General features: G+C 59.4%; 12 protein-coding genes. 8 read left to right on the forward strand and 4 right to left on the reverse strand.

Features of this window, described 5'->3' with window-relative positions:
* The first annotated feature begins 243 nt into the window (after positions 1-243).
* From KCX59_RS14415 to KCX59_RS14450, 8 genes are all read left to right on the forward strand, one after another.
* Positions 244-2,952: a GH25 family lysozyme gene (locus KCX59_RS14415; RefSeq protein ID WP_256871373.1), complete on the forward strand. Its 2,709-nt coding sequence runs from the start codon at positions 244-246 to the stop codon at positions 2,950-2,952.
* A gap of 263 nt (positions 2,953-3,215) precedes the next feature.
* A complete protein-coding gene (locus KCX59_RS14420; RefSeq protein ID WP_178996936.1) occupies positions 3,216-4,562 on the forward strand; it encodes a hypothetical protein in 1,347 nt (448 codons plus the stop codon).
* A gap of 122 nt (positions 4,563-4,684) precedes the next feature.
* Positions 4,685-5,521, forward strand: a complete 837-nt coding sequence (locus tag KCX59_RS14425) for a hypothetical protein (RefSeq protein WP_256870810.1) — start codon at positions 4,685-4,687, stop codon at positions 5,519-5,521.
* Positions 5,522-5,605: 84 nt separating this feature from the next.
* On the forward strand, positions 5,606-6,133 hold the full coding sequence (locus KCX59_RS14430; protein WP_091468523.1) for a hypothetical protein: 528 nt from the start codon (positions 5,606-5,608) through the stop codon (positions 6,131-6,133).
* The gene (locus KCX59_RS14435) at positions 6,133-9,216 is read left to right on the forward strand and encodes a chitobiase/beta-hexosaminidase C-terminal domain-containing protein (RefSeq protein ID WP_179017149.1); all 3,084 of its coding nucleotides are present in this window, start codon (positions 6,133-6,135) and stop codon (positions 9,214-9,216) included. Before KCX59_RS14430 ends, KCX59_RS14435 begins: the two co-directional genes overlap by 1 nt.
* 213 nt (positions 9,217-9,429) lie before the next feature.
* The gene (locus KCX59_RS14440; protein WP_243836811.1) at positions 9,430-10,185 is read left to right on the forward strand and encodes a glycosyltransferase; all 756 of its coding nucleotides are present in this window, start codon (positions 9,430-9,432) and stop codon (positions 10,183-10,185) included.
* Complete coding sequence (locus tag KCX59_RS14445) at positions 10,182-11,210, forward strand: lysylphosphatidylglycerol synthase domain-containing protein (RefSeq protein ID WP_091468530.1); 1,029 nt, start codon at positions 10,182-10,184, stop codon at positions 11,208-11,210. Before KCX59_RS14440 ends, KCX59_RS14445 begins: the two co-directional genes overlap by 4 nt.
* 97 nt (positions 11,211-11,307) lie before the next feature.
* A complete protein-coding gene (locus tag KCX59_RS14450) occupies positions 11,308-13,551 on the forward strand; it encodes a hypothetical protein (protein WP_178996938.1) in 2,244 nt (747 codons plus the stop codon).
* A gap of 326 nt (positions 13,552-13,877) precedes the next feature.
* Here KCX59_RS14450 and KCX59_RS14455 read toward each other — a convergent pair whose 3' ends face one another.
* From KCX59_RS14455 to glf, 4 genes are read right to left on the reverse strand one after another with little or no spacing between them, the layout of a single operon-like run.
* On the reverse strand, positions 13,878-14,609 hold the full coding sequence (locus KCX59_RS14455; RefSeq protein WP_091468535.1) for an ABC transporter ATP-binding protein: 732 nt from the start codon (positions 14,607-14,609) through the stop codon (positions 13,878-13,880).
* A complete protein-coding gene (locus KCX59_RS14460) occupies positions 14,610-15,467 on the reverse strand; it encodes an ABC transporter permease (RefSeq protein ID WP_166660296.1) in 858 nt (285 codons plus the stop codon).
* A gap of 2 nt (positions 15,468-15,469) precedes the next feature.
* Positions 15,470-17,476 (reverse strand): glycosyltransferase, encoded by a 2,007-nt coding sequence (locus KCX59_RS14465; RefSeq protein WP_179017148.1) that lies wholly within the window; start codon positions 17,474-17,476, stop codon positions 15,470-15,472.
* Positions 17,473-18,657: a UDP-galactopyranose mutase gene (glf, locus tag KCX59_RS14470; RefSeq protein ID WP_091468543.1), complete on the reverse strand. Its 1,185-nt coding sequence runs from the start codon at positions 18,655-18,657 to the stop codon at positions 17,473-17,475. Before glf ends, KCX59_RS14465 begins: the two co-directional genes overlap by 4 nt.
* Positions 18,658-18,669 lie beyond the last annotated feature (12 nt).

Here is an 18,669-nt window from a genome sequence, read left to right on the forward strand (position 1 = left end):
CTAGGCGAGCGAATCCCTGCGCCCAAGTCACTGAGAAAACACCTGTGGATAAGTGCCATCATCTGTCGCACAAGCATCCTGTATCCCACTAGTCACTCCAGTTGCGGAATGTTAGGGTAAAGCCCGTTAGGAGCTGGCCTTTGGTCTCATGCGCAGGCGCCCGCCCTGGAGCTTGTCCGCAAGCCACACCATGCGCCGCTAAGCCGCGGTACAGGGCCGGATGTGAAAATGAAAACTAATTCGATGGACACGGTCCACCGCATCCCTCTGGCACGTGCCGGCCTGGCGCTATCTGTCGCATTGCTGGCGGCTTGCAGCCTTGGAGTTCCCGCCTGGGCGCAGCCTTCCGGACCTCAACCAGCCCCGCATTCCAACACTCAGGAAAGCCCGCCGCCGCAGGGCCCCCGGCCGGCCGGTGACGGCTCCGGGTCCGCGCCGGACAGCGAATTGCCAACGGATGCGCAGGTGCCCGAGCAGCAAGAGCGGCCTGCCGCCGTCGAACCCTCACCCGTGGTGACAAGCCCAACCAACTCCGGTCAGCCCGAAGCACCTGCCGCAACACCCAAATCCATGCCCGGCAACGCCCCGGACGCCGAAGCCATGAAAACGGCCATGCGAGCCGCCATTCCAGCCGGTGGTGCAGAAATGGGGCAGCGCTCGCCGAGAGTACTGGCCAACCAGCAGAAGGCGGCTTCGCAGCCTTCTGGAGCGAAAGCAATCGGCGGAGCCGTGGACTCAGCGTTCCCCATGGCGGCTGACCCGGGACACTGGCGCCCCTCCATCGGCATTGCCGGACAGGACGTCAGTGCCCACCAGGGCAACGTCAACTGGCAGAACCAATGGAATCAAGGTTCCCGATGGGCATACGTCAAGGCTTCTGAGGGCAACTACTACCTCAATGAGAACTACACACAGCAGTACAACGGCTCCCGCAGCGTAGGCATGGTCCGGGGCGCCTACCACTTCGCCATACCCAACTGGTCATCAGGTGCTGACCAGGCCCGGTATTTCGTCGCAAACGGTGGCGGCTGGACAGCCGACGGTTATACGTTGCCTCCCGTCCTGGACATTGAGTACAACCCCTATGCCGGACGGACCATCAACGGGTTTTACTTCGGCAACACGTGCTATGACATGTCCAAGGCGCAGCTTGGACAGTGGGCGGCCGACTTTGGTAACACAGTCAAGGCCCTGACCGGCCGTTTCCCGGTGATCTACAGCACCACCGACTGGTGGAACACCTGCGTGGGAAATTCCACCTTCGGAAGCTACCCACTGTGGATCGCGTCCTACTGGAACAACCCAACCAACTCCCCGGGTAACCTGCCAGTCAGTTGGGGCAACTACACCATGTGGCAGTACAGCAGCACCGGCCCCTTTGAGGGTGATTCAAATATTTTCAACGGCACCTATGACCAGCTCCGGACATTTGCGCGCGGAGTCCCCCGCCCATCCAGCCCCTCCATCCGGTCCGGGGCTGACGTGCTCGCTGCCATGCCCTCCGGACGCCTGGACAATTTCCCCGCAGACGGGCAAGGCCGAATCACGGGCCCGGTAACCATTGGGTCCGGTTGGGGCACAGCGCAGTCGGTCTACGTCGTTGACTGGAACCAGGACGGAGTCCAAGACATCCTCGCCCAGTGGCGGGACGGCTCGCTCCAGGTGTTCCGCGGCGCCTCCGGCGGTGGATTCCTTTCACCTTTGCTGGTGGGAACAGGGTGGCAGGAGATGTCACTCACGGTTGGGTGGTGGAACTCGAGGGACGGTTATCCGGGTGTCATCGGCCAGGATGGCAAAGGAAACCTTTACCGCTATACGAATGCGGCAGGAGGCGCCCTCAACGGAGGCGTGCTTATCGGGACCGGCTTCGGCGGGCACCAATTCAATCAACTGGACTTCGACGGTGACGGCAACCAGGACATCGTCTCCCGGACGGCCGACGGCATCATGCGCCTATACCGCTCAAACGGTGTGGGATCGTTCCTCTCCGAGACGAGCCGGGTGATTGGCAACGGCTGGACCGGCATGACATCGGTGAGCTCCGCGGCGGGTTTCAACGGCTCCGGTTCGCAGGGCCTCCACGCCCGGACTGCCAATGGTGACCTGTACTACTATCCGGCAGTCTCCGGGTCCTGGGGCAACCGCTTCCTCATCGGAGTGGGATGGAATGACGCGAACGTGATCAGCGGCGCACCGGTCAACGTTGAGACGACTCTCGGCGTCGACGCGCAAGACGTCGTGGCCGCACGTCAAGACGGCAACCTGTACCGTTACGCCGGGTCCGGCTCTACTTCCTTGATGCCAGCCGAGCTTATCGGCACGCAGTGGACCGGCCTCAAGGCGGGTTTCCTCGCAGACTGGAACAACGACGACGCTTTGGACATCGTTGCGCAGTGGACCGATGGGCGGCTTAGTGTCTACCCAGGATTCGCGGGCCGGGGCTACGGGGCGCCGATCAGCCTCGGGACCGGTTGGAAGGACTGGACTCTTACAGTTGGTTCGTGGCGGAAGTCTGATGCACGACCGAGCATCGTTGGCTACGATCCCGCTGGTCGCTTGTTCCATATCAGCAATCCATCCGGCACCTCATTGGGCGCCCGGGTTCAGATTGGTACAGGTTGGGCCGGATTGGACATCGCCCAGATGGACTTCGACAAGGACTCCAACATGGACCTCCTGGCCAAGAATTCCGCCGGTGACCTGTTTCTATACCGGTCAAACGGCAGTGGAGCCCTGGTCCAGGAAGCGCCCGGCATAGTGGGAACCGGTTGGAACGTGGTCAACAGCTACGGAGCCATCCGTGGTTTCGCAGGAGTCGGTTCCACGGGAATCCTGGCGCGGACCACCGGCGGCGATCTGCGCTACTACCCTGTAGGACAGAATCGCAGCTGGGGCTCACCCACCAAAGTTGGCACTGGTTGGGGCGGGCTGAGAATCCTCGCACCCGCCTGAAGTTAGACGCCGGCGCGCTACGAGTCCGAAATTTGGCAAGGGCCTGCACACTCCGAAAAGGAGTGCGCAGGCCCTTTCGCATTTGGCAAAATCTACGTAAAGGAAACAAATAATGTTTAGGCCAACGGACAGGTCTAAATCCCGGGATTGCGTGATCTAATGAAGGTGGTCTCACGTATTGGCTGTTCAGCGCATTCGGGAAACGGGCTTTGTTTGGGGGCAAGCGAAGGTCACCAATGCGCACAATCAAGGAGTGATCTTTCATGGCGTTTACCGTTTCAACGGCCAAGGTCAGCATTTCGCCGCCGCTTGACGTCAATCCCTACATGGCGGGGTACGGGACCCTCGACGGCGGCAGGGAGGCCACCAGCAGCGCCCCCTACGAATCACTGTGGGTTCGGGCGATCGTGCTTTGGGAAAACGGCTCCCCCAACCTGATCATGAGCGTGGATATTCTTGCCCTGCCCAGGTCCCTCCATCAGCGTGCCCGGCAACGGATCCTGGAGTTGGCAAGCTGGTCCAACGGCGACATCCTGATTCAGTCCACCCACACCCATAACGGGCCGGCCGTAGTTGACACCCTCCACCCGTTCATGTGCTACGGGCTGTCAGATTTGTCAATGGTGGAGACCTACAGCCAGCACTTGGAGAACGACCTTGTGGACGCTGCCAGTGAAGCGCTCAACGCCTCGCAAACCGCCGTCACTTTGGATTACAAGGTCACAACGGCCAGCATCGCGTACAACAGGGTGGGCCTTCCCTACCTTGAGAACACAGTCCCCGTCATCGTGGCACGCAAGCCAAACGGCAACGCCGCGGCGGTGATCTTCAATTACGCGTGCCATCCGGTCGCGGCAGGCATGCGCACACTCTTCGACGGCGATTTCCCCGCCGGGGCGTGTAACTACATCGAAAACACCAACCCCGAGTGTTTCGCCTTGTTCCTGCAGGGAGCTGCTGGAGATCAGAACCCCATGGGAGTACCCAGTTGGGAGTTGAGGGACGAGTACGCCACCAGGCTCGGCGCTGCTGTTGATGTGGCCATGCAGACGCCGGGAAGGATCATTGGCAGCCCCCTCCAGACCAGCTACCGGGAAGTGGAGATCCCGCTGGACATCACACCCACGGCCGGGAACATGGCAGCTGTCCGGGCCGCTTATGCGTCCCGGCTTCCCAACCTCGATGGCAATCCCGCCTGGTATGGACGTCACGCCCAGGTCATGATCGGTCGAATTGACAGCGGCAGTTACGAAACCTCAGTCGTTTGTCCCTTCCAGGTGTGGAAGTTCGGAGGCAGCCCCCAACTCAGGATCGGGATCGTCGGTGGCGAGCTGGTGAGCGGCTATGCCGCATACTTCCGGGCAAGGTTCGGCGGTGCAAACGGAGTGATCGTCGGGGGCTACGGAAACGAATCGTGCTATTACGTGCCCAGTGCACAGTTCCTGCCACCCTACTCCTCCGGCGGCAGCTACGAGGGCGGCTGGGACCCGGACCATCCCGGGATCGCTGGTGGCTCCATGACTGTGTACGGACACATCGGCCACTTCCGTGGCGGAACAACGGGCGTAGAAGCAACTGTCATCAACACACTGAACTCGATGTTCGCCTAAGCACCGCGAACGTCGAAGGCCTTGGTCCCCGGAGCAAGGCCTTCGATGTACGCGCACCGCCAATTTTCGTAGCGGTATCGATACCCGATTCGCAGCCAAATTCATTGACCGGCGTTCGGGTTATGGCAACCATGGAGGTGGAGGTCACCATGCGAACCCTGTACCCGGCCGCTGCGGCGCTGCTACTGCTTGTGGCTGGTTGCTCAGGCGCTACGACACCCACGACGACGCCTTCGACCGGGGCATCGTCCGGTTCTTCTGCATCGGCACCTCCCACCACAACACCCTCATCATCAGCCACCTCGAGTCCCGAACCAACGGAACCAGGCGAAGGCAGCGGGCAGGGTGCCGGCGCGCCTGATGATTCGGGCCGGTTCTCGTACTTATGTTCAAGCCTGAACGAGGCTGTTCCAGACGTTGCGTACACAAGCCTCGCCGAGGTTTGGGCTTCCTCGGAATATGTCCGGCTGGCTTCCTGCACGGCAAACTACGAGGGGCCTGTCCCATTCGAACCCACCGAAGATGAAGCGAGGATCATCTCCATAGCTGAGCCCGGCGTGCCGCCATCCGAAGGACTCGAAGCCTACCTAACTGCATTGTCGCTTTGTAGCCGCGTCAGCGACGAAGCAGCTTCCGAGCTCTTCGGACGCAGCAGCCGGCAGATGCTGCAGGCAGCCAGCGAGCTATGCCCCAGAGCGCCACAAGGAAGAGTCATTGGTTTTTGGGCGTCCGGCGAAAGAGCCGCGGACGGCGAGTATGCGGTGACGAACGACGGCCTGGTTCCCGGAAAGTTCCATCTCCGGAAGACCCCGCCGGAGGGCTGCACGTGGTCGGTGACGGCCTCTGACGGCAGCACGAAGGCCAGCGGCGGCGCAGCTGAAGGCCAATCAGGAATACTCCTGAAAGAAAAAGACGTACTAACTAGTGACAAATGCGGAATTTGGGAGAAGATAGAGTAATGCAGCCGGCAACGGCTGGGGCGAAAATCCAACTGCATGCGGAGCTGGGGAGCATCCGAATGAAGTGGGGATCCCTCGGTGGACATGCCAAGACGCGCTATCGTCCAGCTTGGCCTAGCCGGTCTCGTTCTTACAGGCTGCTCGGTCAAGGTCGTTGAAAATGTTGAGCCATTCAGGCTGGGCGTGACGAATGCCGGCGATGCCGACAAACCACGCGTCGAAAGACCCGAACCAGTAAAGCGCTATCAATTTGAGTGCCGCGGAATAAATGGAAATCCGCTCATCATCTTGTCGAGCCTTGAAGAGGTTTGGGCCAACACTCAATACAAGAAATTCGCAGATGTCGTGGTGACATATGTGGGCCCTCAGCCCCAGGTTTTGGTGGCCGAAGAAAATGCCGCGGTAAATGTCGCTCTTGAAGCGGGGGCCGTTGGCGCCCGCAATGACATTTGCCTTTTGATTATCAAAGCCTGCACCAGAAACAATCCACCAACCATAAGTACGGCACTCTACGGGCTTGGCGGTGTTCCCATCGTCAAGGGAGCGCTCACCCTGGCGCCCATGGCACCACAGGCCGCAGTCCTGACCAAGTGGCTGAAGGAAGTGGCGTGATGGAACAGCAGGTAAGGCACGACGGCGGTTGGCGGCTTCGCGGCCACAAGCTCACCACAGCATTGGCTGCGGTTCTTCTGACGGTTGCCGGTATGACAGCGGTGGTCTCCAGTACCCCCGCACACGCCGACCAACAGAAACAAATCATAGGAATCGGGCTCACCAAGCCGGCTGGAACGGTTCTGGACCCCATCGGCAGGATGTGGGTTTCAGACAGCGTGGCCGGATTCTGCCGGATGTCCGAACCAGTTAATGGCAACGCCGGAACCATTGAGGAAGACACATGCTTGGGCGGAAGTCTGCCTGGAGCCGGACCGGGCCCCAAAGTGCCCGGGGTTTCCATCGTGCTCGACCCGACGCCTGGCTCCATCGGCAACGGCGACGAAACAGCCTTCATCCCGGACTCAGCCGTTGGGAGTTCGCATCTTGTACGGGCTGTATGGAATCCGCCGCTGGACCTCTTTGAATACAGCAGTACGCTGACGGTCCTCGACGGCGACGTCCGCCCGAACGCAGTATCGGATGGCCCGGACGGCAACATCTATCTGTCGTTCGCCAACGCCCGATCAATCATCAAGATCGTTGATCCGACCATCATGCACCCAAGCATCGAATCCGTTGCGTCGGTCAGCACCCGGGCACTGGGCCTTGTGGCGGCAGGTTATGACAGCAATGGATATGTCAGTGTGTATGTCCTGGAAACTACTGGCCTACGGGCGTTCTCTGCCCCGGGCAACGGGGAGATGACAGATTACGTACCCCTGGCTTCCTACAACGTTGGCGTCGCGGCATCGATCTTCTACGACTACGACGCCCACGTTATCTACACGGGGACGAGCAGCGGCACGACCGCAGGCACCGACAAAGTGTCACGCCTCAACCTCGCCACCGGTGCAGTAGATAACCAATGGGCTCTGGGCTTCAGCAAGATCAGCGGCCTGGGTATGCGCGGTGGCCAACTGCTGGTCCTGGACGATCCCGGACAGTTGGGCTCCCCTCCGGGAACCGGCAGGGGCAGCATCAGCATCCTCGGCGGCGCTGTGGCCAAAATTACTTCCGGTCCCACGCTGGCGAGTGGTGCACAAGCTCCCAACCCCGAATTCACCAACGACACCACTCCAACGTTCGGTGTGGCAGCGGAACCAGCAGGCAGCGCTTTGGAGTGCTCCATGGGCGGTGCTTGGGTGGCCTGCACTGGCGGAACGTACACGTCAACTGCACTGAACAACGGACCGCAGACGTTCTCCGTCAGGCCGGCCCCCGGCGGGGTTCCGGTTTCACGGACCTTCACAGTGGACACCGTCGCCCCGGCTGCGCCGGTCTTCACTGCCCCCAACAGCGGTCAAGTGGTCAATGGCAAACCGGTCCTCGGTGCCACTTTCGAGCCAGGAACAACACTCTCCTGTTCTGTTGACTCCACTGCCGATGCCGCTTTCCAGACCTGTGTACCTGGCGACACTTTCACGCTCACAACTGCGGGCACCCATACATTGAGGATCCGCAGCACAGACTCAGCCGGGAATGTCAGCCTTGCTGCTGCACAGACCGTGACGGCTGATCTGACGGCCCCCCAGGTAGCCATCACGGCTCCGGCCAGCGGGGCCACAGTGGGAGCCGGGTACCAGTTCCAGTTCGCCTCCACTTCTCCGGATGTGGCGGGATTCCGCTGCCGCTTGGGAACCGATGCCTTCACCGCATGCACCTCACCCAAGGTCTATGCAGACATCGCCAACGGACCTAACAGGTTCGAGGTAGAGGCCCGGGATGTTGCCGGCAACACCACCGTCGCAGGCGTCAACTTCACTGTCTTCGTGGCGGACACGACACCACCTACAGTGACAGCCAGTCCTCTGGGCGGAACGTACGGTCCTGCAACCAAGGTCACGCTGACCGCGAATGAAGCCGACGCCAAAATCTACTACACGGAAAATGGCACGACTCCTACCACGGCCAGTACGCTCTACACCGGTCCCATCACGATGGGAAGCAAGACCATCAAGTACATGGCCGTCGACGCATCCAACAACGCCTCCGCACCCCAAACCCAGGTATACGTGTTGGACAATGTAGCGCCTACCGTGACCGCCAGCCCACAAGGTGGCAACCTCACCCTCGGGCAAAAGGTCACACTGACCACAGAGACCGGCGCGAAGATCTACTACACCACGAACAACTCCACTCCGACGGTTTCCAGCCCTAGCGGGACCACAACAGTAACGGTGACCCCAACGGCAACCACTACGGTCAAGTACTTCGCCGTTGATGCTGCAGGAAACCAATCCGCAGTAGCCTCGCAGACGTACACGTTGCCTGCGGCGCCAACCAACACCTGGAAAGACTACAACTCCGACGCCAAGAACGACGTCTTGGCCAGGGACGCCGCCGGTACTTTGTGGCTCTACCCGGGCAACGGCACAGGCGGATGGCTGGGCAAGGTCAACACGGGTACTTCGTGGAACAACTACAACCTGATTGTCCCTACGCGGGACTTCAGCGGGGACGGACGAAGTGATGTCCTGGCCAGGGACGCGTCCGGGCAGATGTGGCTCTTCAAAGGAAACGGCGTGGGCGGCTGGCAACCCCCTGAGGCAGCGGGCGCAGGCTGGAGCGGTATGACGTCCGTGATCGCCCCCGGGGATTTCAGCGGGGACGGCAAATCCGATGTCCTGGCGAGGGACTCCTCTGGAGTCCTGTGGCTCTACAAGGGCGACGGCCTGGGTAAGTTCAGCGCTGGCCGCACTCAAGTAGGAGCAGGGTGGAACGTCATGAATGCCATCTTCAGCACGGGCGATTTCAACGGCGACGCGAAGACTGATGTGCTGGCCCGGGATACTGCAGGCGCCCTGTGGCTCTACCCTGGCAATGGCAGCAGTGGCTGGGGCAGCCGCTCCCAAATCGGAAGCGGATGGAACGGCATGACAGCGCTGCTCGGCCCGGGAGACTTCAACGGGAATGGCAAAGCTGATGTACTTGCCCGGGACGCCAACGGCAACTTGTGGCTCTACCCAGGCAACGGTTCCGGGGGCTGGCTGGCTTGGGGCCAGGTAGGCAACGGATGGCAAGGATTCACGTCGCTCCCCTGATAGGGACCGGACATAGCTTGCCGTTTTGAGGGGTGCATCGGAGAATATCCGGTGCACCCCTTTCGTCTGCTGCCAGCGGTGAAGCCGGTTCCCTTCCACAGAAGGTATCCAACAATGAACTAGACTGAGGGTTTGCAAGGAACTCGTGACAACAGCGTTGCGGGCTGCGGCTGGCGTTCAAGAATTCGTCGGCACGAACTACCGAGGAGAGTCTTGACTTTCGACCAGGCAGGCCAACCGGATCTCTCCGTTGTGATCCCGGTCTATAACGGAGAACGGATTTTGGCGGCAACAATGGCCCGTCTTTCCGGCTACTTAACCAGTGGCACCTCCGAGATCATCATCGTGGAGAACGGTTCTTCCGACAACACACTCGAGGTCGCCCTCAAGCATGCGGTGGACACTCCCAACGTGACGTTCCAGGTTCTCCAGAGCCAAAAGGGCATGGGCAATGCATATCGCCGGGGCATCGAAGCCAGCTCCGGCCGTAGAGTGCTTCTCACCGCCGACGATCTGCCGTTCGGCACAGATGATCTCGACGAAGACAAGAAGCTGGAAACCAAACCACACATTGTCATCGGTTCGAAAGCCCATAAGGACTCGATCACCGAGCGCAGTGTCATTCGCGGTATTACCACCTTCGGTTTCAAGACGCTGCGACAGGTAATACTCGGGTCAAAAATTGGTGACTCCCAAGGAACGTTGATCGTCGACGGCGACTGGCTTCGAAGCATGGTTGACCGCTTCGATGACCCCGGGTTTCTTTTCAGCACCCAGGTTGTCTACGCCGCTGAGAAGCAAGGTTTCAGGATTGTTGAAGTCCCCGTCACGCTGGCTCCCGACGACGAACCAGGCGAAACCACCATCCGGACTGCCGACGTCGTAAAGATGTTCAAAGGGCTGGTAGCCATGCGCCGCCGTCGGAGTGAGTTTGCCGTGGCGCCAAGCGCGGGAACGCATGCCTCATGACGGGTTCAATCGCGGAAACACCTTCAAATGACAACGATCTGAATCCGGAACAGCCCGCTGCAAAGAGCACCAAGGCAAAGCTGGTCGACTTCGCCCGGCGAGCCTTGGTAGTGATCGTGTTCGCCGCCGCGGTGTATTTCATTGCAGTCCAATGGCCACAAGTCCAAGCCACTGTCTTCGCCCTGCAATGGTGGCAGGTCCTGCTGTCCCTGTTGGCGCTCATCCCTGGTGTCCTCCTCGGGATGTACATGTGGCGGGTTGTCATGGCGAGTCTGCTCAGGTCAGTAGACATTGAACCCCAAGGTTTGGTGCTCAACCAGATCTACCTGGTCGGCCAGATCGGCAAGTACCTACCCGGCTCTGTGTGGGCATTCGTGCTTCAGATGGAGCTTGGCCGTAAAAACGGCATTGCGCGCGCACAGGTTTTCGTAGCATCCCTGGTGAGCACCGGAATCACCATTGGCGCAGCCTTGGTGGTTGGAGCTTCAGCTCTTCCAATCCTGGTGCAGCGGCAGCCCAATCTGCAGTGGCTGTACGTCATACTCCCGGTGGTGATCCTGGCGATGAACCCGAACGTCGTGACATTCCTGGTCAACATCGTTCTGCGAGTGTTCCGCCGGCCACCGCTCCCCGAACGAATTCAGGCCAACACCATGGTGAAGGCCTTCATTCTTGGCGTTCTGATGTACCTGTGCTTCGGCCTGCACCTGTGGATCCTGGTTGGTCATGAGGCCACCCTCGACCTCGCAACGTTCCTGGTACTGACTGGTGCATTGGCTCTTGGAATGACGCTCGGAGTGCTGGCGTTCCTGCTTCCCGCCGGCGTAGGTGCCCGCGAAGCCATCTTGATCCTTGCCCTGGCCGGAATGATGAGCGCCGGTGCCGCGACGGCAATCGCTGCACTTTCGCGAATTATGTTCACGATCGCCGATCTCCTGTGCGTCGGTATCGCCTTCGTTCACTTCCGGTGGCGGCAACAATCCGCTTCCAAGACCTCCGTAGACTCCGCCTCCGAGGCCAAGTAGCAGGTGGTAACGGACACCCTCCGGCTTTCCGTTACCACGGCAGTCTTTCTGGCCCATATCCAAACTTATGCCGCGTGCTAAGGAGCAAGCTAAGACCATGACAGCAGGAACCTCCGGGGCTACTGCCCAGCGCCCCCCGGTCACTCGGCGGCGCTACTTCATGCAGCACGACTGGCATTGGGGAATTGTTACTGCCGCTATAGCGGCCGTTGCCTCCATTATTCCGCGACTGTTCAATCCCACGTTCTACTACTGGGATGACATGATGCAGTCGTTCCTCCCCTTGTGGCGGCATATGGGCGAGGAGATACGGTCCGGTCGATTCCCATTGATGGAACCAGGCGGCTGGGTCGGCGGCAACATCGTGGCCGAGGTGGGCTACGGCATTTTCAACCCGGTCAACATCGTCAACTCAGTTATCGTCTCGAACTTCGAGAACTTGTCTCTGGCCAGCTATTTCATCATCGTGCAATTCATCGCGTTGCTGGCGTTCGGGACGTTCATGCTCGCCCGCGACTACGGCTCCAACAGGCCGCTCGCCCTGGCTGCCGGTGTAGCCATTCCCTTCAGCGGATTCACGCTCTTCTACGAGGCCGCCCGCTGGCCAGGCGGCCTGATGGCCTTCGCCTGGATTACCGTTTTCTGGTGGTCTGTTCGCCGCTACGCGCGTCGCAACACCTCACCGTTCCTGCCGTTCTTCTTGGGTTTCCTCACGATGACAGCAGGAAACCCCTACGGTGCCATTGGCGTCATCCTGGTTCTCGCGGCAGTCGCTGTCGAGCTGATGCTCATGAGGCACTGGCGTCGGCTGATTCCCATCGTCATCGTGGGTGCGCTGGTGGGTTTGACCGCCGTCCTGGTCTACTTCCCCTTGCCCCTCAGCTCGGCTGTCACCGTAAGGCAGCAGAGCGAAATCCTTAATGACCTCTTCCTTTCCCCGGATATGTCCTCGCTGCTGACCATGAGCACCTCGTCCATGAGGCCCAGGATCAACAACTTCTGGGCCCCCATAGACAACGTCCCCTCCAGCTACTTGGCGTGGTTTGTCCTACCGTTGCTTCCGTGGCTTGATTTCCGCAGCTTCAGGAACCGCTCGCGTCAAATATTCAGTATCTACATCATTACGGGAATCTACTTCCTGCTGACCTTCGCTCCCTCCCAGGTGCTCGTCTTCCGCTGGCCCATTCGGCTCATCGAGTACGTATACCTCGGAGTCATCGTCCTCGTCGCAGTCGTGGCCTCAGCGGGCCTGAAGACCACGTCATGGAAAAAGCGGTTATTCATTACCGTGGCCATCCTTGGTTTTGGAACCTATCGGGCATGGTCCATGGTGCCCGAGGGCGGCAAATGGCAGGTCTTCACCCTGGCCGTGACTTTGGGTCTGGTGGGGCTGGCCGTCCTTGGTTGGAAGCGATTCGGCTACCGCGGTCTCGCAGCCGTAATGGTGGTCGGAACAATCGCTACGCTTGGAATGCAGTCCAGGCAGTTCGTTCCCAACAACGCTGTTGCCGGGATCGGTTCCCCCGTGGATGCAGACACGCTCCGTGACTCAACCAGTAGTTACAGGGGTAACACCATTCAGATCTTCAACACCATGAAGATCACAGGAGAGGAATTCACTGAGGGCCGACTTCTCTACGGCAATCAGATCCTCAATGCCGACGTCAACAACAGCATGGGGCGGTACAGCGGGATCAGCTTCACCACCTATGTGAACGCCTTGTGCATGAACTACCGCGGGGAGACTTGCCCACTGGCCTACACTGAGTTGTTCAAGCGGGCATCAAGTGAAATTGACGTTACTTTGGCAGACGTCCTCCAAGTGGAGACTGTAGCCGTCCAAAAAACGTTGATCGCCCCGGACCAACTGAACGTAGCCCCGGGCTGGAGCATCGTGGCCTCGGATGAGACCAGGACAATCCTCCAGCGGGAGAACCCGCTACCCTATCCTGGCACCGTCTCCTGGGCTTCCGACGGTATCTCCGTGCAGGATGCTGTCAAGAACGGCAACGATGAACACATCACGCTCTCCGGCGACGGCAGCGCTGGAAAGCTGACCCTCGCCCGTCTCGCATGGCCCGGTTACACCGTCACGGTCGACGGTGAACCACAGAAGCTCACACAGGGCCCGGCGGGCGTAATACTCGTGGACGTTCCGGCCGGCGCAAGCTCTGTGGACGTTGCCTTCACGACGCCGGGTCTCACCATGGGCCTTGCTGCTCAAGCAGCCGCGTGGTTCGGGATATTGGTGTTCACTGTCTTCCATTACGTTCGTCGGCATCGCCGGACTAAGTCGGAAGAGCATGTCATCCAGACGCCGGCTGAAAAGGTTTCTGTCTAGCCGCTGGGCATGGGCCCAGAGGCACCTGCGACTCAGAAGAGCGTCCTTCCCTCACAGGGAAGGACGCTCTTCTTTTTTGGGGCCGTCCAAGGCCCGCTGGAACCATCACGGAAGACGGGGGTGCGCTGATGGAATGGGTGACTCAGGCACGTCAGAGCCTATCCGTATCCGATGCACCTACGAGTGTGCTGCTCCGGCCTTCTGATTGCCGCTCCGACCTTCTGATTGCTGCTCCGGGGTAAGGCAAAAGGCCACCTCCCATCTTTTGAGAAGATGGGAGGTGGCCTTCAATCCACCCTATAGGGTGGTCACATAAGGAGTATCGGCTAGTTGCTATCCCGCAGCCAAGCTACAGCTTCCTTGGCGGGGCCTTCGAATTGCACCGTGCCGGAGGCAAGGACAACTCCCCTGTCGCATATGCGCGAGATCATGTCGAGGTCGTGGCTGACAACCACCAGAGTCCGGCCTTCCGCCGAAAGTTGCTTGATCTTGGCCAAACACTTTTTCTGGAATGGTTCATCGCCCACAGCCAGGATCTCATCCACCAGGAATATGTCCGGTTGCGTGTGGACCGCTACGGCGAAAGCCAGCCGCAGAAACATGCCGGAGGAATAGAACTTCACTTCAGTGTCGATGAACTGTTCTATCTCAGAGAAAGCAACGATCTCGTCGAACTTCTCGTTGATTTCCTGCTCGCTCATTCCCAGAATGGCGGCATTGAGGAAGACGTTTTCACGCCCGGACAAGTCCGGGTGGAATCCTGCGCCAACCTCGATGAGCCCAGCTACGCGACCCTTTGTGCGGACCGTTCCCTTATCGGGCAGGATAACGCCCGATATCAGTTTGAGCAGTGTGGACTTTCCCGAGCCGTTGAACCCCAACAGTGCCACGGTCTCCCCCGGCTGAATCTCAAAGCTCACATCGTGGAGAGCATCGAACTTCCTGCTGAGGTCGCCTTTCCGACCCTTGACCAACCAAACGAGAGTCTCCTTGAGGGAGTGCGAATGGCGGAGATTGAACGTCTTCTTAAGGCCCTTGACGATAATTGCGGCGCCCATCTAGACCTCCTGCGCAAAGTGGCCCTCAAGTCGTCGGAAGACGAGTTGGCCGATGATAAGGAACAGGGCTGCCATACCGAGACCAATCAATCCCGTCCACATGAGGTGGGGAGGCAGTTCGACTGGGCGGTCAACAGTGGGAAACCAGAAGGCCCAGTGGAACAATTCGACAGCGACTGTGATCGGGTTGAGCTGATAGATGACCAACACCCAAGGGGGTGCCAGCCGACGGATCATTGTCCAGTCATAGAGCACCGGCGACGTCCACGTAACGATCATCATCAACATATCCACGATGTTTTCAGCGTCGCGGAAGAACACATTGATGGCGCCAGCCAACAGGCCCAAACCCGTTGCCGTAATGGCCACAATGACGAAGCCCAAAGCAGCTCCAATAAGCTGCATGATGTCTGGTTTCCACCCGTTCAGCAGCGCAGCTGCCAACAAGACCACCAGTTGTGGGAGGAAGTGAACTGCTGCCACCCACACTGACGCAACGGGGAACAGCTCCCTCGGCAGATAGATCTTTTTGACCAAAGCAGCATTCGACACGATGGATCTCGTGGCATTCGAAAACGCTTCGGAGAAAAAGTTGATGACAATGACGCCGGAGAACATGTACAACGCGTAGTTGGGAATCTGATCCCCGACGCGCAGGACAATTCCCAAAGCGAAGAACAGCACAACGTACTGAACCAACGGCTTGACGTAGGACCAGGCAAGTCCCAGGACCGAGCCCCGGTACCTTACTCGGAGCTCCTTACGGACTATCAGTTTGAGGAGGTACCGGCGCCGGTAAACGTCCAGCAGCCCGGCCCCTACCCCGGGAACAGCATAAGTATCTGTGGAAGTCGTCATTGCTACTTGCTGGGCTCCGAAGCTTCGAATGTTTCCCGCCACGACTCCATGGACGTGATCTGGGGAAGAGCCTCACGGTACTGAGCCCGGAGGGTCTCCCAGTTGGAGAAGAGCTGGGCATGGAGTTTGGCCGATTCGACCACCAATTGACGGGCCATCCTGGGGTTACGCAAGTGCCATGAAGCACCTGTGCCGTCGGCATTGGACACCACTGCGCTATCCAAGTGCGCCAAGCTCCACCATTTGCCGTCCTGGTGGGCCACATGAGCCTCAGGGTTGGCTTTCGCGGTATCGCGGACAGGGGCCAGCGTCTGCTTGAGGACAGTCTTAACCGCCCAGGGAAGCAGGCCCAAAGCACCTGGCTGCTTGTAAGACTGGGGCTTCTTGGGGGGACGCTTGAGGAAGACCTCCGGGAAAGCTGCAGGGTCGGTCTTGACCTGCGAGTCCGGGAACTCCTCACGCATGGCACGGAGTTTCGGCATCATGGTCGGCAGTTGCTCGTGCAGATTGCCTGGTCCGGCGAGAACGTCGCGGAGAGCCATGACACGGGCCTGCTCCGGGTAGTACTGCATTGACACCAGGTGCTTTACGTCCGTGTTCAAGCTTTCCCGCAGGATGCGTCCGCCCTTGGGGAACGGAGAGTGCAAGAGGGTCGCGATAAGTCGGTTTCGCTCGTGATAGTAGGCTTGCCAGTCCACCGAATCGTCCTTGTCGGCCCAGGAGACGTGCCAGACTGCTGCCCCGGGAAGGGTCACGGTGGGGAAGCCCGCTGCGCGGCCGCGAAGGGAGTACTCAGCGTCGTCCCACTTGATGAACACAGGAAGGGACAGGCCGATGGTTTCCACAACGGTTTTGGGAATGAGGCACATCCACCAGCCGTTGTAGTCTGCGTCCCAGCGACGGTGGAGTTGCGGAGTGGAGCGCAAACCTGCGGTGGAGAAGTCGTGGTTACCGAGTCCCTCCACAGGACCCCAGAGGAAGCGGTAGAAGTTGACTACCTCTGAGTAGGCGTGCAGGACGGACTTGTTGTACATATCGAACATGTGGCCGCCAACAATGGTCGGCTTCCGGCAGAGGTCGGCAAACGCCACTGCGCGCATGACGCCCTCTGTTTCCAGCTCGATGTCGTCGTCCAAAAGCATGACGTAATCGCTCTTGTCAGAAACGACCATCTCGTACATGTTCCGGGCAAAACCGCCCGAACCGCCCAAGTTGCCCTGGTTGATGATCCGAAGTTGATCGCCCATGGACTCCGCAACTGCATCGAAGCCGGCTTCGTCGGCAACTTTCTTGTTGCCTTGGTCCACGATGATGAGTTCAGCCAGGATTTCCCGCAGACCAGCGTCACCATCAATGGACTTGATGGTCTCGAGGCAGTAGTCGGCGCGATTGAACGTTGTTACGCCCAGCGTCACGCGGCCTTGGGGCCGGCCTTCATCGGGGACAGCCCAGTGAGCGCTTTTCAGCGTCATGCCATCGCCGCCCGCGATGAGGTCGAACCAGTACCAGCCGCCGTCGCCAAACGGCGCCAAGGTCAGTTCGAAATCATTGACGGAAGTGCCCTCAACCAGGATCGAGTCGACGCGCTGAGATGCGCCACGAGCGTTGGAGCGGTAAACGATGACCGTCCCCTCACCCTCGGTTTCAATGTGAAGAACGGTTTTGGTGGCAATGGTCCACTTGCGCCAGTAACTTGCAGGGAAGGCGTTGAAGTAGGAACCGAATGAAAGACGCTCACCCCGGCGCACCTGAACGGAGCCGCGGTTCAAGATGTCCTCCGGGTGGAGTTTCCTCGCCATGCCAATCGCCTGAACATCGGCGCTGCTGTCGCTCCTGTGGACCTTGTTGGTGTCAGGATCCACATACAGGGGCAGCGTGTCGAGGTCACGGTTGGCCGGGAAAACCACGCGTTGGACAATCCGCAGGCTCTGTTCCGTCGAAGCGGGGATTTCAGCGGCAGTTGTGGCCGTCATGGCGATCTCCTGGCTTTCGTTTGTTGTAGCGGTCATGCGTCTACTCCCCCACTTTCAAGCTTGGCGCCACCGGTGAAGTGCGGCTTGATCTTGTTGTCGAACATGGACAAGGCGGAACCAATTGCCATGTGCATGTCGAGGTACTTGTAGGTTCCAAGGCGGCCACCAAACAGGACAGATTTCTCGCCCTTGGCAAGGTCGCGGTAGGCCAGCAGTTTCTGACGGTCATCAGAGGTGTTGACGGGGTAGTAAGGCTCGTCGCCCTTCTCAGCAAAACGCGAGAACTCGCGCATGATGACGGTGGCGTCCTTGGTGTAGTCCCGTTCGGGGTGGAAGTGACGGAACTCATGGATGCGCGTGAAAGCTGCATCTGCATCCGGGTAGTTCATAACCGAACAGCCCTGGAAGTCCTCAATGGGCAGGACTTCTTCTTCGAGATCGATCGTGCGCCAGGACAGATCGCCTTCTGCGTAATCGAAGTAGCGGTCAACCGGACCCGTGTAGATGACGGGTACCTGTCCGAGGACAGAAGACCGGCCGTACTCACCGTCGTCGAAGAAGTCCGAGTTCAAGACGACCTCAATGTTCGGGTGATCCGCCATGCGTTCAATCCAAGCCGTGTAACCGTCTACCGGGAGACCTTCGTAGGTGTCGTTGAAGTAACGGTTGTCATAGTTGTAGCGCACGGGAAGCCGCGAGATGATTTCAGCCGGCAGGTCCTTCGGGTCCGTCTGCCACTGTTTGCCCGTGTAGTGCTTGATGAAGGCCTCGTAAAGAGGACGGCCGATGAGCTGGATGCCTTTGTCGTTGAGGTTCTGGGGGTCTGTTCCCGCCAGTTCGCCAGCCTGCTCGGCAATGAGTGCCTTTGCTTCGGTGGGGCTCATAGCCGAACGGAAGAACTGGTTGATGGTACCCAGGTTGATGGGCATTGGGTACACCTCGCCCTTATGGCTGGTGTAAACCTTGTGCTGGTAGCTCGTGAACTTGGTAAACCTGTTCACGTAGTCCCACACTCGCTCATTCGAGGTGTGGAAGAGGTGGGCACCGTAGCGGTGCACCTCAATTCCGGTCTGCGCCTCATTCTCGCTGTAGGCGTTTCCACCAATATGGTGGCGGCGATCAAGCACCGCAACCTTCAGCCCCAACTCGGTAGCGGCGCGTTCTGCAATGGTCAGGCCAAAGAAACCCGAGCCGACGACGACGAGATCAGCGTTCACAAACTCTCCTGT

This window comes from Paenarthrobacter nitroguajacolicus, from assembly GCF_051027655.1.
In the GTDB taxonomy this organism is placed as follows: Bacteria; Actinomycetota; Actinomycetes; order Actinomycetales; family Micrococcaceae; genus Arthrobacter; species Arthrobacter nitroguajacolicus.